Genomic DNA, 18,012 nt, shown 5'->3' on the forward strand with positions numbered 1-18,012 from the left:
GGGTCATGACCTGGTCACGGCATGAGGAAAGGCCACAAGTGGCGGGTGGATTGTCGGACCTGTGGTGCACACTCTGCGCAGGCGCTTTCTTCGGAACGTGCCGCCAGGGGTGTGGGAACAGGTGTGCCGGTGGCGGGTGCCGCTCCGGGACGCTGCCGTGACGTGGGGAGGGGATGGCGTGTTCTCGGGGATCGATGAGGTCGACTGGGCTTCGATGGAGCATGCCTACGGGCCCGCCGACGACGTGCCGGAGCTCCTCCGGGGGCTCGCCTCCGCCGATCCGGCGGAACGGGAGAGCGCGCTCGACGGGATGTACGGAGCCGTGCACCACCAGGGAGATGTCTACGCCTGCACCCTCGCGTGCATCCCCTTCCTCTTCGAGCTCGCCGTGGACCCGGCCGTGCAGGACCGGGGCAGCGTCGTCGAGCTGCTCACCAGCATCGGCGGCTTCGACCTGGACGAGGACGACGAGGCGGAGATCGACGAGGACGAGATCGAGGGCGCCGCGAACTACGCGATGGCGGCGGCCGCGGTCACCGCGGGCGCGGGGGTCTTCTTCGAGCTGATCGCCGACGAGGACCCCGGGGTGCGGCTGGCCGCCCCGCTGGCCCTCGCCACGCTGCACCGGCACCCCGTGCGGGTCCTCGCGCTGCTGCGGGAGCGGCTGCCCGTGGAGCCCGACGAGGAGGTGCGGCTCGCCCTCGTGGAGGCCGCCGGGCGCATCGCCCTGCGCCACCGCCCGCTGGCCGGGCGGGTGGCCGAGTGGCTGACCCGGCTGGTGGACCGGGTGCACGCGCCGGGGCTGCGGCTGGCCGCCCTGGCCCAGTTGGCGCGCTGTGCGCCCGACGAGCTGCCCCGTGATGTGGTGCCGGTCGTGTCGGCGCTGCTGCGCGAGCTGCGTGAGGCCTCGGGCGGCACACCGGAGCACGAGCGCGGCCGGTACGAGCGGCACGACCTGCACGGCCTGCACGACCTGCACGGCCTGGAAAGGGGGCCGGGGCAGGGGCCGGACACCGGGGCGGAGCCGACCGCAGCCCAGGCCGCAGACCCGGCGGCCGACCGCTCCGACGCCGACCCCGTGAGCTGTCCGGACGCCGACCCCCCGGTCGGTTGCGCGGACGCCGACCGGGTCGGTTGCCCGGACTCCGACCCCGGCGGCTGTACGGACCTCCCCCGCACCGACCAGGTCGCGGCGCCGACCCTGGTGGGCCAGTTGCGCGCCCTCTCCGCCCAGGAGAGCGCCGGGCGCGGTGCCCCCTGGGCCGCCGATCTGCTGCGCACCCTGCACGTCGGCCTCGACGACCGGGTCGGCGACCGTACGGCTCTCCTCGTCGACCAGCTCCGCAGCCCCGACCGCTGGCAGCGCATCGACGCCGTACGGATGAGCGGCGGGCTGATGCGGGCCTGGCGCGGTTCGTACGAGGAGCTGGTGACGCTCGTCGGTGCCCAGCTCGCCGACCCCGATCCCCGGCTGGCCGATGCCGCCTCCCACGTACTGGAGGAGCTGTTCTCGCTGGCCGCCCCGGCCGCCGACGCGCTGGCGGCCCGGCTGGCCGCCGATCCCGGGGGCTGGGTGAAGGAGTGGGCCAGCGGTCCGCCGGGGCTCGGCTCCACGGTGAAGGCCCTGGCCCGGCTCGGCGACGTCCGGGCGGTGCCCGCCCTGGCGGCGGCCCTGGAGCTGCCGGAGGTGCCGCACGACGTGGGGTTCGCGGTCGCCCGGCTGGGACCGGCCGCCCAGCCCCTCGCCGGGGCGCTGCGGCGCAGGCTCGCCGGGGTGGAGCTGGACGAGGGGGCCTACGACCGGGCGAGCCCGCTGCTGGCCGGGCTGACCGGGCTGCGGGCGGGCGAGGCGACGCCGGAGGTGCTGCGGGTGCTGCGCGGGGCGCCGGAGTACCGGGGCGAGTGGCTGCGTACGGCGGCGCTGCGGGCGCTCGGCTCGTTCGGGCCCGCCGCGCGGGAGGCCGTGCCGGAGCTGCGGGCGCTGCTCCGGCGGCCGGGCACGGCCACGGAGGCGGCCGAGGCGCTGTGGGCGGTCGCCGGGGACCGGGAGGCGGTGCTGCCGGTGCTGATCGAGGGGCTCCAGTCGGACCAGGTGCACGACCGGAGGGCCGCCGCGGCGGCGCTGGGGGCGCTCGGGCCGCACGCGGCGGTGGCGGCGCCCCGGCTGCGCGGGCTGCTGGCCCACGACGAGCTGTGGCTGCGGGTGGACGCGGCGATCGCGCTCCGGGAGGTCTGCGGCCGGCCGGAGGAGAGCGCCGAAGTCCTGCTCGCGGCCTGGGAGAAGAACCGCCACGTCCGGGTCCGGGTGGCAGAATGCCTGGCGCGGACGGGACCGGTCGATCCGGCGTCGGCGACGGCACAGATGCTGCGCGCCGAGCTCTCCTCCGTACGCCGTCACAACGCGCTGGACGGTGGGTACGGCAGCCATGACACCTACGAGGACGAGAAGCTCCTGGCGCTGTGCCGGCAGGCACTCCGGGGGACGGGGAAGACGGGGAGAGGGAGCACGGCATGATCATTTTCGGTACCAAGGGGTATCTGTACCAGTTGGCCATCCTGACGATGGTGTGCGGCTGGTGCGGCAATCCGGCGGCGCACACCCTGCGCAAGCGGGTCTCGAAGTTCACGCTGTTCTTCGTGCCGCTCTTCCCGTTCTCGACGAAGTTCGCGACGCAGTGCACGTTCTGCGGCGGGGAGCAGCAGATACCCAAGGAGCAGGCCGACCAGCTGCTCGCCCAGCACGCGGCGGGACCTGACGGCGGGCCCGGGCAGCCCCCGCAGCAGCCCGGCTTCACGCAGCCGGGGCAGAACCCCTACCAGCGCTGACCCGCCTGGGCGTACGGTCGCGTAAGGGACGAAGTGGGCATTGCGCCCGGCCTTCCGCTTAGGGTGTCCCTCTGTCGTCGAAGAGGTCGAAGAGGGTCGAGGAGGAGGGTGAGCCGTGCGCCCGGACCGCGTCCGTACCGTCGCGTCCACCCTGGCCGCCGTGGCCGCGCTCGCCCTGCTCTCCGGCTGCGGCGCGGCCGGAGGCCTGGAGAGCGAGGGCGAGGCCCCCTCGGCGGTCGGACCCGCCCGCCTCTGGCCCGACCTGCCGCCCGCCTCGGCCGCCCCGTACGACTACGGGGAGGGCGAGACGGCCCGTATCCCCGGGATCACCGTGCCCGGCGACGATGTGCACCGGCTGGACCCGGTCGCGGTGGCGCAGGCCGGACTGAAGGCCAGGACCGACCGGGACAGCGGGCTGGACGAGCTGCCCGACGGGACCGTGCGGCAGATCCGCGCCTGCCGCACGGCACCGGACGACTGCCCGGTCCTGGCCCCGTACTACTTCGACCTGACCGGTGACGGCAGGGACGAACTGGTGCTCGGCATCCGGATGCCCGAACGACAGCTCACCGTGCGCGCGTACCGGGCCGACCGGGGTGCGCTGACCCGGATCATGTCCACGACGGACGCCGTGATCAGCGTGGAGCGGGCGGGCCGGGACCTGGTGCTGCGGGCGCCTTCGGTGATCTCCGGGTACGAGTACCGCACCGCCTGGTCCTGGGACGACCGGCAGCAGGCGATGCTGGCCACCCGGGACGAGATCCTGCGGGCGCCGGAGCGGCGGGGGGAGAGCACGGCCCCAGCACCGGGGGGCTCCCGGACCGCTCCGGCCCCGACCTCGTCCTCGGCCTCCGCAGACGGCTCACCCTCGACCTCCGCAGGCGGCTTCCCCTCGGCCTCCGCAGACAGCCTCCCCTCGCCCTCCGCAGGCGGCTCACCCTCCGCAGACAGCTTCCCCTCCTCGGACGCCTCCCCCTCCGCAGACGCCTCCCCCACGGCGGACGGCCGATGAAGCGGCGCCGATTCCGCTCCCCCGCCTGGACCTCGACCCTCACCTGGAAGTCGGCAGTCTTCCTGACCGCCATGTGCTGCACGCTCGCCGCCCTGCTCGGCGTCCTCGTGCACACCGCCGTCACCCGGCAGACGGTCTCCCACGCCCGTGAGAAGGCGCTGGCCCGGCTGGAGGTGGTCACCGACGCGTACGAGGCCGGGGAACCGCTGCCGAGGGGTTCCGGTATCGACCCGGCGGGCCTGCCCGCCTCCCTGCGCGCCCTGGCGGCGGGCGGCGAGCGCGGCACCATGGTCGCGGACGGCCCGCACCGGCCGGGCGACCCGGACGGGCGGGGCGGCCCCGCGATGTGGGCGGCGGGCCCGGCGGACGGGCGGGCGCTGGCCACCTGGACGGACTACAGCCACAGCGCCAACACCATCGCGGGCCTGGACCGGGCGATCATCGGCTCCTCGCTGCTGGCCATCGCCGCCACCCTGGCCGTCGGCCTCTTCGCCGTCGGCCGGGTGACCCGCAGGCTGCACCAGACGGCCCGGGTGGCCCGCCGGATCAGCGCGGGCGACCTCGACGCCCGGGTCGGCGACCCCCGTACGGCCCGCCCCGTGCGCGGCCAGGACGAGGTGGCGATCGTCTCGGGCGCCCTGGACACGATGGCCTCCAGCCTGCAGCGCAAGCTCCAGACGGAGCAGCGGTTCACCGCCGATGTGGCGCACGAGCTGCGCACCCCGCTCACCGGTCTCTCGGCCGCCGCCGAGCTGCTGCCGCCGGGGCGCCCCGCGGAGCTGGTACGGGACCGGGTGCGGGCGATGCGCTCGCTGACCGAGGACCTGCTGGAGATCTCGCGGTTGGACGCCCGTACCGAGCAGGTCGACCTCGCCGTGCACGATCTGGCCCCGCTGGTGGAGCGGGTGGTGCGGGGATCCGGTACGGAGACCGAGGTGCGGGTCGCGCGTCCGGCGCGGGTGGAGACCGACCGGCGGCGGCTGGAGCGGGTGATCGGCAACCTGGTGGCCAACGCCCACCACCACGGCGCCCCGCCCGTGGTGGTGGGCGTGGACGGCGCGGTGGTCTCCGTACGGGATCACGGGCCGGGCTTTCCGGCGTACCTCCTGGAGGGCGGTCCGCAGCGGTTCCGCACGGACGGCGCGGGCAAGGGCCACGGGCTCGGGCTGACCATCGCCGTGGGCCAGGCGACGGCGATCGGGGCCCGGCTGGAGTTCACCGGTCCCCCGGACGGCGGCGCGCTGGCCCGGCTGACGCTGCCGGAATACGTACGCCTCGACGACGGCGACGAGGCCGGAAGCACGGGCGACGAGGGCCCGGGGACCATCGATCCGGATGTGCGTCACTCTACGTAACGCGTTGCGGACTCTGCGTGGCGAACCTAGCGTGACCAGTGCGAGCCCGATTCGCCCGTGACCAGGGCAAGCCGATTCGCCCATGACCAGGGCGACCCGATTCGCCCGCGACCAGGGCGAGCCCGGCTCGCGTCCCCCACGGTCCTCTTTCCTTTCCCATGCCCCATGGAGGCAGCATGTCCCCCCTCTCCCGCCCCTCGCGATTCCGCCGGATCGGTCTCTGCGTCGCCACCGGCGCCCTCGCGGCGGTCACGGCCGCCGCTCCCGCTCTGGCGGCGGACCCCAGCCCCGCCGGCCAGCGCGGCGAGGCCGCCGCATCGGCCCCGGCGTCCGAGGAGCTCTCCGCCTCGGCCCTCCAGCGCGAGCACGAGGCGCAGCAGAAGGAGGCCCGGCAGGACGCCCAGGCCCAGGGACAGGCCAAGCCCCAGGCGCCCAAGCGGACCTACAAGGGACGGGTCATCGCCAAGCCGAACCTGCTGCTCCGCGACCGCCCGACCCGCAGCAGCCGGGTCGTGGGCTCGGTCAAGTACGGCACGGTGGTGAACATCTTCTGCAAGACCACGGGCGACAACGTCGACGGCAACAACCGCTGGTACCTGCTGACCGACGGCACCTGGGCCTGGGGCTCGGCCCGCTACATCGAGAACATCGGTGCGGCGCCGCGCTGGTGCTGACCGCACCGCCCGGCACGCCTGTCCGCCCGGGGAGCCACGAGCCCCCCGGGCGGACGCGCCATGACAGCAGACGCGCCATGACGGCGGACGCGCTATGGCAGCGGACGCGCTATGGCATAAGGGAAATAAGGCCCACCTCTTGCTACGTTGCGGTCCATGACCGCAACGTCGGCGGACGCTCCCCCGCCCGAGCTCCGGCTGCCCAGACGGCGTGGGGTCGAGCTCTCGCTCCTCATCGGGGCCGTCCTCATCTCCGTCTACGGTTACGCGGCCGTCGGCCTCGCCCATGACGGGGCCGTACCGCCCGATGTCGCCGGTTACGGTGCCGGGCTCGGCATGCTCGCCCTGCTGGCCCATGTCGCCGTCCGCTTCCGGGCCCCGTACGCCGATCCGCTGCTGCTGCCGATCGCCGTCCTGCTCAACGGGCTGGGCCTGGTGCTGATCTACCGGCTCGACCTGGAGACCCCGCGCGACCAGGCCGCCCCCACCCAGCTGATCTGGTCCACGCTCGGGGTCGCGCTCTTCACCGTGGTCGTGATCCTGCTCCGCGACCACCGGGTGCTCCAGCGCTACGCGTACCTCTCGGTCGCCACCGCGCTCGTCCTGATGATCGTGCCGATCTTCTTCCCGGCGGTGAACGGGGCGAAGATCTGGATCAGGGTCGGCGGACTCTCCTTCCAGCCGGGCGAGTTCGCCAAGATCCTGCTCGCGGTGTTCTTCGCCGCCTACCTCGCCGCCAACCGCAACGCGCTCGCGTACACCGGCCGCACGTTCTGGAAGCTGCAACTGCCCACCGGCCGGGTGCTCGGCCCGATCGTGGCGATCTGGCTGCTCAGCGTGGGCGTGCTGGTGCTGGAGCGGGACCTCGGCACCTCGCTGCTCTTCTTCGGCCTCTTCGTGATCATGCTGTACGTGGCCACCGGCCGGACCGGGTGGATCGCGGTCGGGCTGCTGCTCGCCGCCGTCGGGGCGTTTGTCGTCGGCTCCTTCGAGCCGCATGTGCACAGCCGGGTGCAGGACTGGCTGGACCCGTTCGCCTCGATCGACGCCGGGCGGGGGCCCGGCCAGCTCGCCCAGTCGCTGTTCGCGTTCGCGGCGGGCGGCATGCTCGGGACGGGGCTCGGGGCGGGCCACTCCATCCTCATCGGCTTCGCCGCCAAGTCCGACTTCATCCTGGCGACGGCGGGCGAGGAGCTGGGGCTGAGCGGCCTGACCGCCGTCTTCCTCCTCTACGCGCTCCTCGTGGCGCGCGGCTACCGGACCGGGCTCGCCCTGCGCGACCCGTTCGGGCGGCTGCTGGCCATCGGGCTCTCCTCGATCCTGGCGCTCCAGGTGTTCGTGATCGCGGGCGGGGTGATGGGGCTGATCCCGCTGACCGGAATGGCGATGCCGTTCCTCGCCCAGGGCGGCTCGTCCGTCGTCACCAACTGGATCATCGTGGCGCTGCTGATCCTGCTCAGCGATGTCGCGCGCAGACCGCACCCGGAGCAGGTGGAGACCGGGGTCATCGCCCCGTCCGCCGAGGAGGACCGGTGATCCGCTACATCCGGCGGGCCGCCGCCCTCTGTCTGCTGCTGCTCGTGGCGCTGCTCGCCAACGCGGCCCGCATCCAGCTCTTCGAGGCCGAGGAGCTGAACGACAACCCGGCCAACCGCCGTAACACCATTGCCCGTTACGACCAGCCGCGCGGCAACATCCTGGTCGGCGACCGGCCCGTGACGGGCAACAAGGAGACCGGCGAGCAGCTCAGCTTCGAGCGCACCTATCTGCACGGACCGCTGTACGCGCCGGTGACCGGGTACGCCTCGCAGACGTACGGCACCACGCTCCTGGAGCACGCCGAGGACGACGTCCTGTCCGGTACGGACTCGCTGCTGGCGCCGCTCCCCTTCTGGAACGAGTTCACCCGGGGCCGGCAGCCGGGCGGCAACGTCGTCACGACCGTCAAGGAGTCGATGCAGCGCGCCGCGTACGCCGGGCTGAGCGGGCGGCGGGGCGCGGTCGCCGCCCTGGAGCCCTCCACGGGCAAGATCCTGGCGCTGGTCTCGACCCCCTCGTACGACCCCGAACGGCTCTCCGGCACCGGCTCGGCGGTCACCGAGGCGTGGACCCGGCTGAACGCGGCCAAGAGCCTGCCGATGCTCAACCGGGCGATCCGGCAGACCTATCCGCCGGGCTCCACCTTCAAGATCGTGACGGCGGCGGCGGCCCTGGACGCCCGGGTGGTGACCGACGCGGACGCGCCGACGGACACCCCGTCGCCGTACGTCCTGCCGAACACGCGAACGGTCCTCCCCAACGAGGCGCGCGGCTGCGAGAAGGCCTCGCTGGCGGACGCGATCCGGGTCTCCTGCAACACCGTGATGGCGCATCTGGGCGTGGAGGTCGGGCTGTCGGGGATGGCGGAGGCGGCGGGGAGGTTCGGCTTCAACGACACCGGGCTGCGCATCCCGTCAGGAGTGGCGCGGAGCAACTTCGACACCGACATGAGCGACGACCAGCTCGCGCTCTCCTCCATCGGCCAGTTCAACACGACCGCGACCCCGCTCCAGATGGCGATGGTCGCGGCGGCGGTGGCGAACGGCGGCGATCTGCGTCGGCCGTACCTGGTCGACCGGGTGACCGCCGCCGACGGGGACACGGTCCGGCAGCAGGGACCGCGTCCCTACGAGCGGTCGATGAGCCCCTCCACGGCGGTGCAGCTCCAGCGGATGATGGTCGACGTGGTGGAGAACGGCACCGGGTCGAACGCGGCGATCGCCGGGGTGAAGGTCGGCGGCAAGACCGGCACGGCCCAGCACGGCATCGACAACTCCGGCCTCCCGTACGCCTGGTTCATCTCCTGGGCCCAGGCCCCCGACTCCGGCCGCCCGGCCGTCGCGGTCGCGGTGGTGGTGGAGGACGCCTCCGCGAACCGGGCCGACATCAGCGGCGGCGGCAGCGCGGCCCCGATCGCCCGGGCGGTGATGGAGGCGGCGCTGGAGGGGTGACCTGTGCGGGGCGGCGGGACTGGGGCCTTTGCCTTCCGGCGAGACCGGGCTTCGGCCTTACGGCGTGACCGAGGCCTTTGCCTTGCGGCGGGACCTGGGCCTTGCCTTGCGGCGGGACTGGACCTTGCCTTGCGGCGGGACTGGGCCTTTCGTCTTCCGGCGAGACCTGGGCTTCGTTTTCCGGCGTCACCGAGGCCCCTGCCTTCCCGTGACACGGGCGCCGTACCCTCCGGCGAGCCGGGCACCTTGCCTTCCGGCGAGACTGGGTCCATGACAAGGGCGACGAGGACACCGTCCGCCGTGGCGCGGGCCCTGGAGCGGATCGACCGGCTCGACCCCGGCCTGGGGGCGTTCATCGAGGTCTGGCCCGCCGAGGCCCTCGCCCGCGAACCGGCGGCACGTCATCTCCCCCTGCGCGGACTGCCCTTCGCCGTGAAGGGCCTCACCGGAATCCGCTCGTACGCGGCCCGTCGACTGATCGCGGCGGGCGGTGTCCCGGTCGGGGCGACCTCGGTCCCCGGCCCCGGGACGGTCTGGCAGACCTGGGGGCAGGGGGCGCACGGCCGTACGGTCAACCCGTGGCGGGCGGACCGGACGCCGGGCGGTTCGTCGGCGGGTTCGGCGGTCGCGGTGGCGGCGGGGATGGTGGCGCTGGCGACGGGGAGCGACGGGGCCGGTTCGGTGCGCATCCCGGCCGCCTGGTGCGGGGTGTTCGGGCTGAAGACGACGAACGGGCTGCTCCCCTCGCCCGACCGGTCCGGCCTCGCGTCGGCGGGGGTGCTGGCCCGTTCGGCGGCGGATGCGGAGCCGTACGTACGCCATGTGCTGGACGGGTACGAGGAGCCCGCCGCCCCTCCCCCGCTGCCCCTGCCCGCCGTGTACAGCGAGGACCTCGGCTTCGCGGACGTGGACGTGGAGGTGGCGGCGGTCGTCCGGGCGGCGGTGGACCGGCTCGTCGCCTCGGGGACCGTACGCCTGGTGGAGCACGGCTGCGGTCTGCTCGACCCGGCACGGGCCTGGCAGGCGGTACGGGGCGGGGCGCCCGGGGACCCGGAGGCGGTGGCGGTCCGGCGGGCGAACGACGACCGCCTGGACGCCCTCTTCACCGCCGTACCCCTCCTGCTGACCCCGACCACCCCGAACCGCCCGCACGGCCACGAGGGCCCGGGTGAGCTCTACTCCACCGCCCTGACCTGGGCGTTCAACCTGAGCGGCCATCCGGCGGCGAGCCTGCCCGCCGGTTTCACCCGGGACGGCTGCCCGGTCGGCCTCCAACTGGTGGCGGCACACGGGACGGACGCCCGGCTGCTCGCGATGGCCCGCGCGGTGGAGGGCGCCCTGCCTGCTGTACGGCGCTGACCCGGCACCCACCGGGTCGGCTGGTCGGCTGGTCGGCCACCGTGCCGGGTCAGCCGATCGGGACGCGGATCTCCTCACGGACCTTGGCGGTCTCGGTCGCGGCCTTTTCCAGGTCGACCGTGTTCGGGTCCATCCTGGCGGTCTCGGGGCGGATGATGCCCACCGACACCCCCGTGTTGTCGTCGCCCCAGGCGCACATGGGAAGGGTGACCGTGGCGCCGTTCTTCTTCGACTGGAGCACCTGGCACTCGATCGTGATGTCGTAGCCGACGGGAGTGAACTTCCTCGGACTGACGACGACGGTCGCGCCGTCCCCCTCGGAGGCGCCCTTCATCATCTTGCCCGCTATGACGTCGGAGTCCGCGAACCGCCCGTACATCCCGGAGAGGACCGCGACGCCGCCCTTGACCGAGCCGTACTGCCCGACGACGGCCTTCGCGTCCCGGATGCTGGGGTCGTACGCGTCCTCCATCTTCTTGCCCTCGGTCTCCGACAGGTCCTGGGCCAGGGTGAACTCGTCGTCCAGCAGCTTCTGCGGCAGGACGAGCCGGTACTCGGCCGCCGGGAAGCTCCGGCCGGCGGCCCCGTCGATCAACCGGGCGACCCCGAAGGTGATTCCGCCCGCCGCCAGGACGGCACCGGCCACGATCCCGACGATGAGCACGGTCCGCTTCTTGCGCGGCGGCTGCGGCCCGTACGGCGGCCAGCCGCCCGGCCCGGGCATGCCGGGCGGCTGCTGCCCCCACCCCGGTTGCTGCCCCCAACCACCCTGCTGGGGCGGGGCGGGAGGCTGCTGCGGATAGCCGTAGGGCGGCTGTTGCGGCCCGAAGCCCGGGGCGGCGGGGTACTGCGGGGAGGTGGGCGGCCCGTACGGACCCTGCGGCGGGAGAGGCGGGGTGGTCATGCGCTCACGGTACGACACGTTTGCGAACGGAATTTCGATGCGGGGGCATCGCTGGGCAGAACCTAGTTCTCGCGGCCTTCGCCGTACCCCGGGAAGAGGCCCGGGATGTCCTTCGCCAGCGCTCGTCTCCATGCCTCAAGGCTGGGGTCGGTCACGTCCCATGTGTGCGCGGACGGATGGCCGCCGAAGAGCCCGCACGCCTCCTCGTTCGACGTGAGGGCGGTGCACCAGTCCAGCGACGCGAGCCGCATGTTCTTTCCCGCCCAACGGGCCCATACGGCGCTGCCCGGCCTTCCTCCCTCGTCCCACAGCATCGCGGCATGATCGTCGCTGTGGTCTTCACCCAGCTCACAGAGCAGATGCCGCGATTCCAGGCGGTGTACGGAGGCGAAGAAGGCCACCACCCGGTCGGGCGGGTCGAACCGGGCGACGGCGGTGCACTTGTTCATGGTGTTCATGGCTGGTTCGGCCTCTCTCCTGCTTGCCTCTCCCCTGCTTGCCTCTCTCCTGCTTGCCCCTCTTCCGTGATCGCTTCGCGGAGAGGGTCGGTCACGGAGAACGAGTGATCGCGGGGCCGGTGGTCGCGGAACAGCACGCACTGCCGGCTCAGGCCCGTATGCAGTTCGTGGAGTTGGGCGAGGCAGAGCGGCAGAACGTCGAACCGGTGGACCCGGTGCGCGCCGGTACCGGTCCAGAGGAACCACAGGTCGCGGTCGTCCCGCGTGTCAGCGGTGTACAGGTGCGAGGCGTGTTCTGCGGTCTCGTCGTGTCCGGCGAGCTCGCACAGGACGAAGGCGTCGAGGAGAGCGTCCGGAGGGTGGCCGGGCCCGCCCTCCATGGCGGTGAGGGCAACAAGCGCGTCCATGATCGGTAAGCGGGTGACGGCGGTGCATTGCAGCACGGATCGAGGGCCTTCCTGAGGCGTCGGGGCGCTGGAAGGCCCCGCCCATGTGCCACGGGGGCAGCACACGGACGGGGCCGGTCCGGGGCGGCGAGGTGCGCTGCTGGTCGTCTATTCGTCGTTCTTCGGAGGCAGGACGAATCCCCGTGTCGGCCCGCTCGGCCCCTTCGGGCCAGGGCCGAGGGCGGCCGCCGGAAGCGCCGCGGCGAGGGCTGCCAGCGCGTCCGCCGAAATGTCCTTGCGGGTCTGCGGGTCGGCCTTGTCGAACACCCGCCACGGTCCCGTCAGTTGCTCCGGGTCTGCAGGGGCGACGACGCCCGGAATGCCGAACCGCCGCAACACGCTGTCAACCTGGCGGGCCTGTTCCGCGTCCATCTGGTCACCTTCCGTAGGGTGCGGGGAGCCTAGCCCTCGCCCCCGCCATGGGTGGCGCAGTTGCCAGGGCGGATGGGCCCGCACGGGGTGTGGTTGCACTGAGCCGCCACCCCGACCATGGGCTTGCCGGGGTTCATCCAGAGTTCCGTGTCGGTCGCATACCCGGCCTGCTCGATGGTCGCCATGGTGCGCGTGAGGACGTGCTCGTCGTAGCGCCCGGAGTCGGGGCGCTCGGGGTAGTGGTGGACGAAGGTGCCGAACCCTTCGCACAGCGTGGAATACAGCTCGGTGTGCAGGATCAGGGCGTGCCATCCCTCGTCGACCACTCGGGAGGGCGCGATGCGGGCCGTGGGGAACTGCGCTGCGGCATGGACGAACTTCAGCGCCTCCGCGACGATCCGTTCCGCCGTACTCTGATCCATGCCGGGGTTGTTGTCGCCGACTGTTGCGACAACACCCTCCAGCCCTTCGGGGGTGAGCAACGCGAGTGCGTCTCGCATGTTCTTGCCTTCCTATTGTGGTTGACCCGCTGCGTCCGTCGTCCTGTCCAGGGGTGTGAGCGGACGGAGCGGGGGCTCTTGGGTGGGCTCGGGCCACCCGGGTATGGCCTCGTGCCGACCGTGCCTGTCGGGGGGTGTTCCGGCTACGCCGACAGCGGCCGGAACACCCCCTGCTTCCGTTGCGGAGCGTGCTTGGCGGCACCGCAGCGGGTCCTACAACCTGCAAATGCGGTGCTTTCCGGTTACCGGCGCTTGCAGGGGCTCAGGGCTGCGCGGCTTTTCTGGGTGGCCGCGCGTCGGGGTACGCCCCACGCGTCAGCCATCCGCGCGAGGGTGCGCCTGTCGATGCCGTATTCCTCGGCGATCTTCCGGACACTCTCGTTCTTCTTGAGTCGGGCGGTGATCTGGGCGCGGTCGGTCAGTACGGCACTCTCCACCGCCGCGTAGTCGGCTCGCCTCGTCCCCTTGCGCATCACGGGAGGCCGATCGCCGACGAGGGGAAGGGTGCCCCGGGGTAGCTGTACGGGTAGTCGTATCCGCTCGCGGCGAAGCTGAGGGCGCGTCGGCGCTCCTGGTGCAGATCAACCTCATCCGGGTACGCGGCGGCCTGGTCGAAGGAGCGGCGGTGTTCGAACCGGGATCGACGCGCTCCCTCGGCATCGTGCGCCCGCCGAAGGTCCCCCGTAACGCCCCTGAGCGGGATGGTCATGTCCCGTTCGTCGTCCGCCCAGTGCTGCCGGACGGTCGCGCTGTCCGGACCGGGCCACGGCTCCAGCCACGGGCTGCGAAGAGCCTGGTGCAGGTCGCGCGCCCGGCTCGGGCTCACGGTATGGCGGTAGACGGCACGGCGGCCGTTCCTCAGAGGCAGGACGAGCGACAGTAATGCGCTCATCACCCTGCCGATACGATCTTTCATAGGTCGGTCAGCTCCTTCTAGCTGGTCGGCTCAGCCCTGGCTCGGCCGGTGAAGCGGCTGGGTCAGGGCGCCTGTTGCTCTGTCAGGTCACGCGGTACTGCCGGCGGCACGCGTCCTCTCGGCGGACGCAGCCGTCTCGTGGGACTGCCGCTCGACAGCTCCCTGCCCGGAGTCCGGGCAGATGAGTGAGCGGCAGGTGCACGGCGGGTATTTCATGGGTGACTGAAACGCCGTGGTGTCTGCGGTCTTCGCAAAGAGCACCGAGACGACTCGGTGCTCCAGGACACTTGACCGGGTTGCGGCTCGCTCGAACGTGCCCATGCCCTGGCCCCTCCTTCCTGTGCGCTCGCCCTTCACTGGCCTGTACTCGCACTAGGCAACCGTCCGACCACGCAGAGCGGTACTGTTGAGAAGAGAGCAAGAGTCAAGAGCGTCAAGCCGTCACAGCACGGGAGTTGAGGCCAGTGACGACACGGCAGCCGAATGCAGGACTCGGGCATCTGTACCGCGAGAGCAGATGGACCATGCGCCAGTTCGCCCAGGCCGTGAACCGTGTCGGCACCGAGCACGGCACCCCACTCAAGTACCAACGGGCATCGGTTCATCAGTGGCTGAGTGGTCACCTGCCACGGGAGTCCACGCGGCCACTGATTCTTGAAGCACTGGCACGCAGGCTGAACCGCCCTGTCACATACGAAGAGGCCGGGTTTCCTCAAGCTCCGGGATCGCATGACCAGCCGAACACGGTGGATGACCTGATCGACCTCGGGAGGCAAGACATGGACCCATCCCGCCGCAAGCTCTTGACTGCGGGTCTCTACTCGGCAGCGCTGACCGTTCCGGCGTTCGCCGCTCTCACATCAAAGGCAAGCGCTGAAGATCAGGACCGTCTCACCCGGCCGACGGGACGTATCGGCATGGGCGAAGTAGAGACCGTCCGGCGGATGACGGGAAAGATCGCAGACATCCTTGATGAACTGGGCGGTGGACACGCCCGGCCAATGGCCGCAGCTTTCCTGGTCAATACGGTCGCAGGCTACTTACGTGCCGATGCCTCCGAGAAGGTTCACCGGGACATGCTCTCCGCCGCATCCGACCTGACTTACCTCACAGGGTGGATGGCCATGTACGAGCGATCGCATGGGCTGGGGCAAACCTACTTCCTGCACGCCCTGGACTTGGCCCGGGAATCGAGTGACCTGCTCACCTACTCTCGTACTCTTCGCGGAATGAGCCTCCAGGCGTCACACCTACGCCACGGCCGGAAAGCATTGGAGTATGCCAACTCCGCGGCCGAGGCTGCACCTCAAGCGGGCCCACGCCTCGTAGCCTTTCTCCGTGGCCAACAGGCTCATGCGTCCGCCATGGTGGGCGACCGATCAGGCGCAATCACCAGGCTCAAAGAGGCGGAAACCGCCCTCGACCGGGCGGACTCTCGGCGTGATGCAGTTGGCGGTTACGATCAGGCAGCATTCCTGTTTCATGTGTCTCACGTGAACTACGAGACACGCTCCCTCTCGGCATCAATCAGAAGTCTCCAGGATTCCATTCGAGTCATGTCTCCACTGGAACGCCAGGGAAGACTGCACGCTCATGCGGTACTCGCCCAGAGGCAGTATGAGTTCGGGCACGTAGAGGAATCGTGTGCTTCGTGGGGTCATTTCCTCGACGACTACGAAGTCTTGTCGACCGCAAGGGGGGATGAGCATTTCGACAAGTTGCGGTCCCTCAACTTCCCACGGGTTTCCCCTGTGGTCCGTAACCTGAACGAACGAATCGTTGACGTGGCGAACCTGAAGGCAGCCTGACCTCCGCCAGGCACTGCGGTCCTGCACCGCGCGGCCGAGTCCCACTACCTGAAGGGCGGTGGGGCTTCCCGCCACTCCGGTGCGATTGAGCCTCGGAGCTTTGAGCCGGCCTCTTGACATCAGGTCTCTTTCTCAATAGCTGCTGCACCCCGTAACGCATGAGGCCGAATTCCCAGAACCCGCAAGAGAGCCGAACAACTCCGATTACCGTGGAGGGCCTGATCGACCCCGAGAGACAAAACATGGACCCCTCGCGCCGCAGCGTCCTGGGGGCTGGGCTTTTCTCCGTCGCGCTCACTGTCCCCGACTGGCCGGACGTAGTAGGCCGTATGGAAGCGGTCCAGTCCGGAAGAGTGCAGCGGATAGGGATTCCCGAAGTGAACATGGTCGTTGCTATGACGGAACGCGTATCCGAGCTCGATGACCAATTCGGAGGTCGGCACGCCCGCCCGATGGCAGCGGCTTTCCTTGTAAATACGGTCGCACCTTACCTTCGAGCCGATTCCACAGCGGAAGCCCGCAAGGCAATGATGTCGGCAGCCTCTGATCTCTGCTATCTCACTGGGTACATGGCTGTTGACGAGGGCATGCATGGTCTGGCGCAACAGTATTACCTGAAGGCGCTAGAACTAGCAGGGGCTTCGGAGGACCACCTCACCTACTGCACCACACTGCGGGGAATGAGTGTCCAGGCTGTTGACTTGCGACACGGAAAAACGGCAATGCGCCTCGCTGATGCCGCCGCTTCCGCGTCGCCGCAGGCCGGCCCTCGAATGCGCGCCTTTTTGGCAGGGCAGCAAGCACACGCATCCGCGCAGCTTGGCGAGCGGACGAAGGCCCTGATGTACCTACGAGAAGCCGAAGTGGCGATGGAGAAAGCCGAGTCTCAAGCGAAGACCTTCGGCTCTCACAACCCGTCCTCGCTCGCTTATCACGCAGGGCAGGTTCGCTACGAGCTAGGCGATATCACCGGCTCGGTGAAGGAGCTGGAGGAGTCCGATAAGTTGCGCCACAGCTCTTTCAAGAGGAATCGCATTCGCTATTTGTCAATGCTGGCTGAAAGACAACTGGAGATCGGCCACCTTGAAATCGCGTGTGCCACGTGGGGAAAGGTAGTGGAAATTTACCCCGACGTCCAATCGGGGCAGTGCGACAAGGCCATGTCCGTCATGCAGGCGAGAATTCGACCCTACCTCAAGAATCAAACTGCCAAAAATCTCCATGAACGTGCGCAACTGGTGTCCCCTGCGGCAGTAGCAGTGTGACCCAAAAGCAATAAATCCCCTGCGGCCATCATCCAATACAGGGTGGCGAGCACAGGCGCTACGGTTAATATTGAATCAGCCAGGAAGAATCCCCAACAAAATTTCTAATGAGCCATGCGAGTTTTCCCCTCACTGCCGTGCAACTGCGGGAGGAGAGGGGAGTACCCCCTAGCCTCGATCGTTCATGAGTCCTCGTCGGTTCGCTGACGGGGGCTCTGCTTTTCGGAGTGCGCGAGCACAAGCACTCCATCGATGTCCACGGTCACCTTCCCCTCGGCGGCGGGACCGCTCGTGCCAGCCAACTCCCAAACTCACTGGTGTACTTCGGCCCGCGCTTCCCGGATCGCGGTCAGGGCCTTCGGTCCGGACGCGGCGAGCACGCCGATGAGACGGGAGATGGTCGGGTCGGACCGTTGCCCTCGACACGGACAGACGGATAGCACCCGCACCCCTTCTTCACCCGGAGCACGCCTACTTCCTGCTGCGGACAGGACCTTCGACACGTTCCATCCTCCCAGGCCAGGCGTACACTCCATGAATTTGATCAGCTAACGGACGCCGTACTCGACGAAGTACCACGTCCTTGACCAACCGCAGGAGCCACCACCGAAATGATCTCCCTCCGCGAAGTACTCGACAGTGATCTGCCTACTTTTTGGGAGCATCTCTCTGACCCCGAGGCTCAGTACGTGGCTGCGGTCACCAGGAAGTACCACTACGAAAGGGCGCACTTCGACACCTACTGGGCCAGCATCCGTTCCAACCCCGAGGTCCTGATGCGCGCTGTGCTCGCCGACGATGAGGTAGTCGGCCATGCTGCGGTCTACGGGCCGCCGAACGAGCGCGAGGTCACCTACTGGATCGGCCGAAAGCACTGGGGCCGCGGCATCGCCACAGCAGCGCTCACGCTGCTGATCGATGGCGTCGGCACCAGGCCGTTGCACGCCCACGCAGCAGCCGACAACGCAGGTTCGATCCGCGTACTGGAAAAGTGTGGCTTCGTGATCACCGGGCATGGCAGGGGCTTCGGCCAAGCACGCGGCGGCGAGATCGACGAAGTGCTCCTCACTCTCACCTGAGATCCACGGACCGTTCCGCTCAGTCCGGGGGCATCGCGGAGAAACTTC

The 18,012-nt window shown here is 70.3% G+C and carries 16 protein-coding genes and 2 pseudogenes; 11 read left to right on the forward strand and 7 right to left on the reverse strand.

The window, feature by feature from the left end; translation table 11 throughout:
- The first annotated feature begins 178 nt into the window (after window positions 1-178).
- The 8 genes and pseudogenes from ACFW9Z_RS16885 (at window position 179) to ACFW9Z_RS16920 (ending at window position 10,216) form a co-directional block, all read left to right on the forward strand.
- Window positions 179-2,515, forward strand: a complete 2,337-nt coding sequence (locus ACFW9Z_RS16885; RefSeq protein ID WP_384640773.1) for a HEAT repeat domain-containing protein — start codon at window positions 179-181, stop codon at window positions 2,513-2,515.
- The gene (locus ACFW9Z_RS16890) at window positions 2,512-2,826 is read left to right on the forward strand and encodes a zinc-ribbon domain-containing protein (protein ID WP_384640776.1); all 315 of its coding nucleotides are present in this window, start codon (window positions 2,512-2,514) and stop codon (window positions 2,824-2,826) included. Before ACFW9Z_RS16885 ends, ACFW9Z_RS16890 begins: the two co-directional genes overlap by 4 nt.
- A gap of 115 nt (window positions 2,827-2,941) precedes the next feature.
- Window positions 2,942-3,691: pseudogene (locus ACFW9Z_RS16895) on the forward strand (hypothetical protein); the annotation flags it as partial.
- 143 nt (window positions 3,692-3,834) lie between these two features.
- Window positions 3,835-5,193, forward strand: coding sequence for an ATP-binding protein (locus tag ACFW9Z_RS16900; protein WP_384640779.1), 1,359 nt, complete (start codon window positions 3,835-3,837; stop codon window positions 5,191-5,193).
- 176 nt (window positions 5,194-5,369) lie between these two features.
- Complete coding sequence (locus tag ACFW9Z_RS16905; protein WP_384640782.1) at window positions 5,370-5,867, forward strand: SH3 domain-containing protein; 498 nt, start codon at window positions 5,370-5,372, stop codon at window positions 5,865-5,867.
- A gap of 156 nt (window positions 5,868-6,023) precedes the next feature.
- Complete coding sequence (locus ACFW9Z_RS16910; protein WP_384640785.1) at window positions 6,024-7,403, forward strand: FtsW/RodA/SpoVE family cell cycle protein; 1,380 nt, start codon at window positions 6,024-6,026, stop codon at window positions 7,401-7,403.
- Window positions 7,400-8,857: a penicillin-binding transpeptidase domain-containing protein gene (locus tag ACFW9Z_RS16915; RefSeq protein WP_384640788.1), complete on the forward strand. Its 1,458-nt coding sequence runs from the start codon at window positions 7,400-7,402 to the stop codon at window positions 8,855-8,857. The genes ACFW9Z_RS16910 and ACFW9Z_RS16915 overlap by 4 nt, the downstream gene beginning before the upstream one ends.
- 270 nt (window positions 8,858-9,127) lie before the next feature.
- On the forward strand, window positions 9,128-10,216 hold the full coding sequence (locus tag ACFW9Z_RS16920; RefSeq protein ID WP_384640791.1) for an amidase family protein: 1,089 nt from the start codon (window positions 9,128-9,130) through the stop codon (window positions 10,214-10,216).
- Window positions 10,217-10,265: 49 nt separating this feature from the next.
- On the opposite strand, the gene ACFW9Z_RS16925 is transcribed toward ACFW9Z_RS16920, so the two are convergent.
- From ACFW9Z_RS16925 to ACFW9Z_RS16950, 6 genes are all read right to left on the reverse strand, one after another.
- Complete coding sequence (locus tag ACFW9Z_RS16925) at window positions 10,266-11,120, reverse strand: hypothetical protein (protein ID WP_384640794.1); 855 nt, start codon at window positions 11,118-11,120, stop codon at window positions 10,266-10,268.
- A 62-nt stretch (window positions 11,121-11,182) separates the two neighbouring features.
- Window positions 11,183-11,578 carry a hypothetical protein gene (locus ACFW9Z_RS16930; RefSeq protein ID WP_384640796.1) on the reverse strand — a complete coding sequence of 132 codons (396 nt, stop codon included), beginning with the start codon at window positions 11,576-11,578 and terminating at the stop codon, window positions 11,183-11,185.
- Window positions 11,575-11,985, reverse strand: coding sequence for a hypothetical protein (locus ACFW9Z_RS16935; RefSeq protein ID WP_384640798.1), 411 nt, complete (start codon window positions 11,983-11,985; stop codon window positions 11,575-11,577). The genes ACFW9Z_RS16930 and ACFW9Z_RS16935 overlap by 4 nt, the downstream gene beginning before the upstream one ends.
- A gap of 147 nt (window positions 11,986-12,132) precedes the next feature.
- Window positions 12,133-12,396, reverse strand: a complete 264-nt coding sequence (locus ACFW9Z_RS16940; RefSeq protein ID WP_384640801.1) for a hypothetical protein — start codon at window positions 12,394-12,396, stop codon at window positions 12,133-12,135.
- 29 nt (window positions 12,397-12,425) lie between these two features.
- Window positions 12,426-12,896 (reverse strand): glycine-rich domain-containing protein, encoded by a 471-nt coding sequence (locus ACFW9Z_RS16945; protein WP_384640804.1) that lies wholly within the window; start codon window positions 12,894-12,896, stop codon window positions 12,426-12,428.
- Window positions 12,897-13,368: 472 nt separating this feature from the next.
- Window positions 13,369-13,812 carry a hypothetical protein gene (locus tag ACFW9Z_RS16950; protein WP_384640807.1) on the reverse strand — a complete coding sequence of 148 codons (444 nt, stop codon included), beginning with the start codon at window positions 13,810-13,812 and terminating at the stop codon, window positions 13,369-13,371.
- Between the two features lie 524 nt (window positions 13,813-14,336).
- On the opposite strand from ACFW9Z_RS16950, the gene ACFW9Z_RS16955 reads away from it, so the two are divergent.
- Entirely contained in the window at window positions 14,337-15,620 is a 1,284-nt protein-coding gene (locus tag ACFW9Z_RS16955) for a hypothetical protein (RefSeq protein WP_384640810.1), read from the forward strand.
- A gap of 209 nt (window positions 15,621-15,829) precedes the next feature.
- Window positions 15,830-16,885 carry a transcriptional regulator gene (locus tag ACFW9Z_RS16960; RefSeq protein WP_384640813.1) on the forward strand — a complete coding sequence of 352 codons (1,056 nt, stop codon included), beginning with the start codon at window positions 15,830-15,832 and terminating at the stop codon, window positions 16,883-16,885.
- Between the two features lie 215 nt (window positions 16,886-17,100).
- Here ACFW9Z_RS16960 and ACFW9Z_RS16965 read toward each other — a convergent pair.
- Window positions 17,101-17,295, reverse strand: a pseudogene (locus tag ACFW9Z_RS16965) (IS1380 family transposase); the annotation flags it as partial.
- A 201-nt stretch (window positions 17,296-17,496) separates the two neighbouring features.
- Between ACFW9Z_RS16965 and ACFW9Z_RS16970 the strand changes: the two are divergent.
- Window positions 17,497-17,964, forward strand: a complete 468-nt coding sequence (locus ACFW9Z_RS16970; RefSeq protein ID WP_384640816.1) for a GNAT family N-acetyltransferase — start codon at window positions 17,497-17,499, stop codon at window positions 17,962-17,964.
- Window positions 17,965-18,012 lie beyond the last annotated feature (48 nt).

Origin of the sequence: Streptomyces sp. NPDC059452, assembly GCF_042750035.1 — a bacterium.
Taxonomy (GTDB): Bacteria; Actinomycetota; Actinomycetes; order Streptomycetales; family Streptomycetaceae; genus Streptomyces.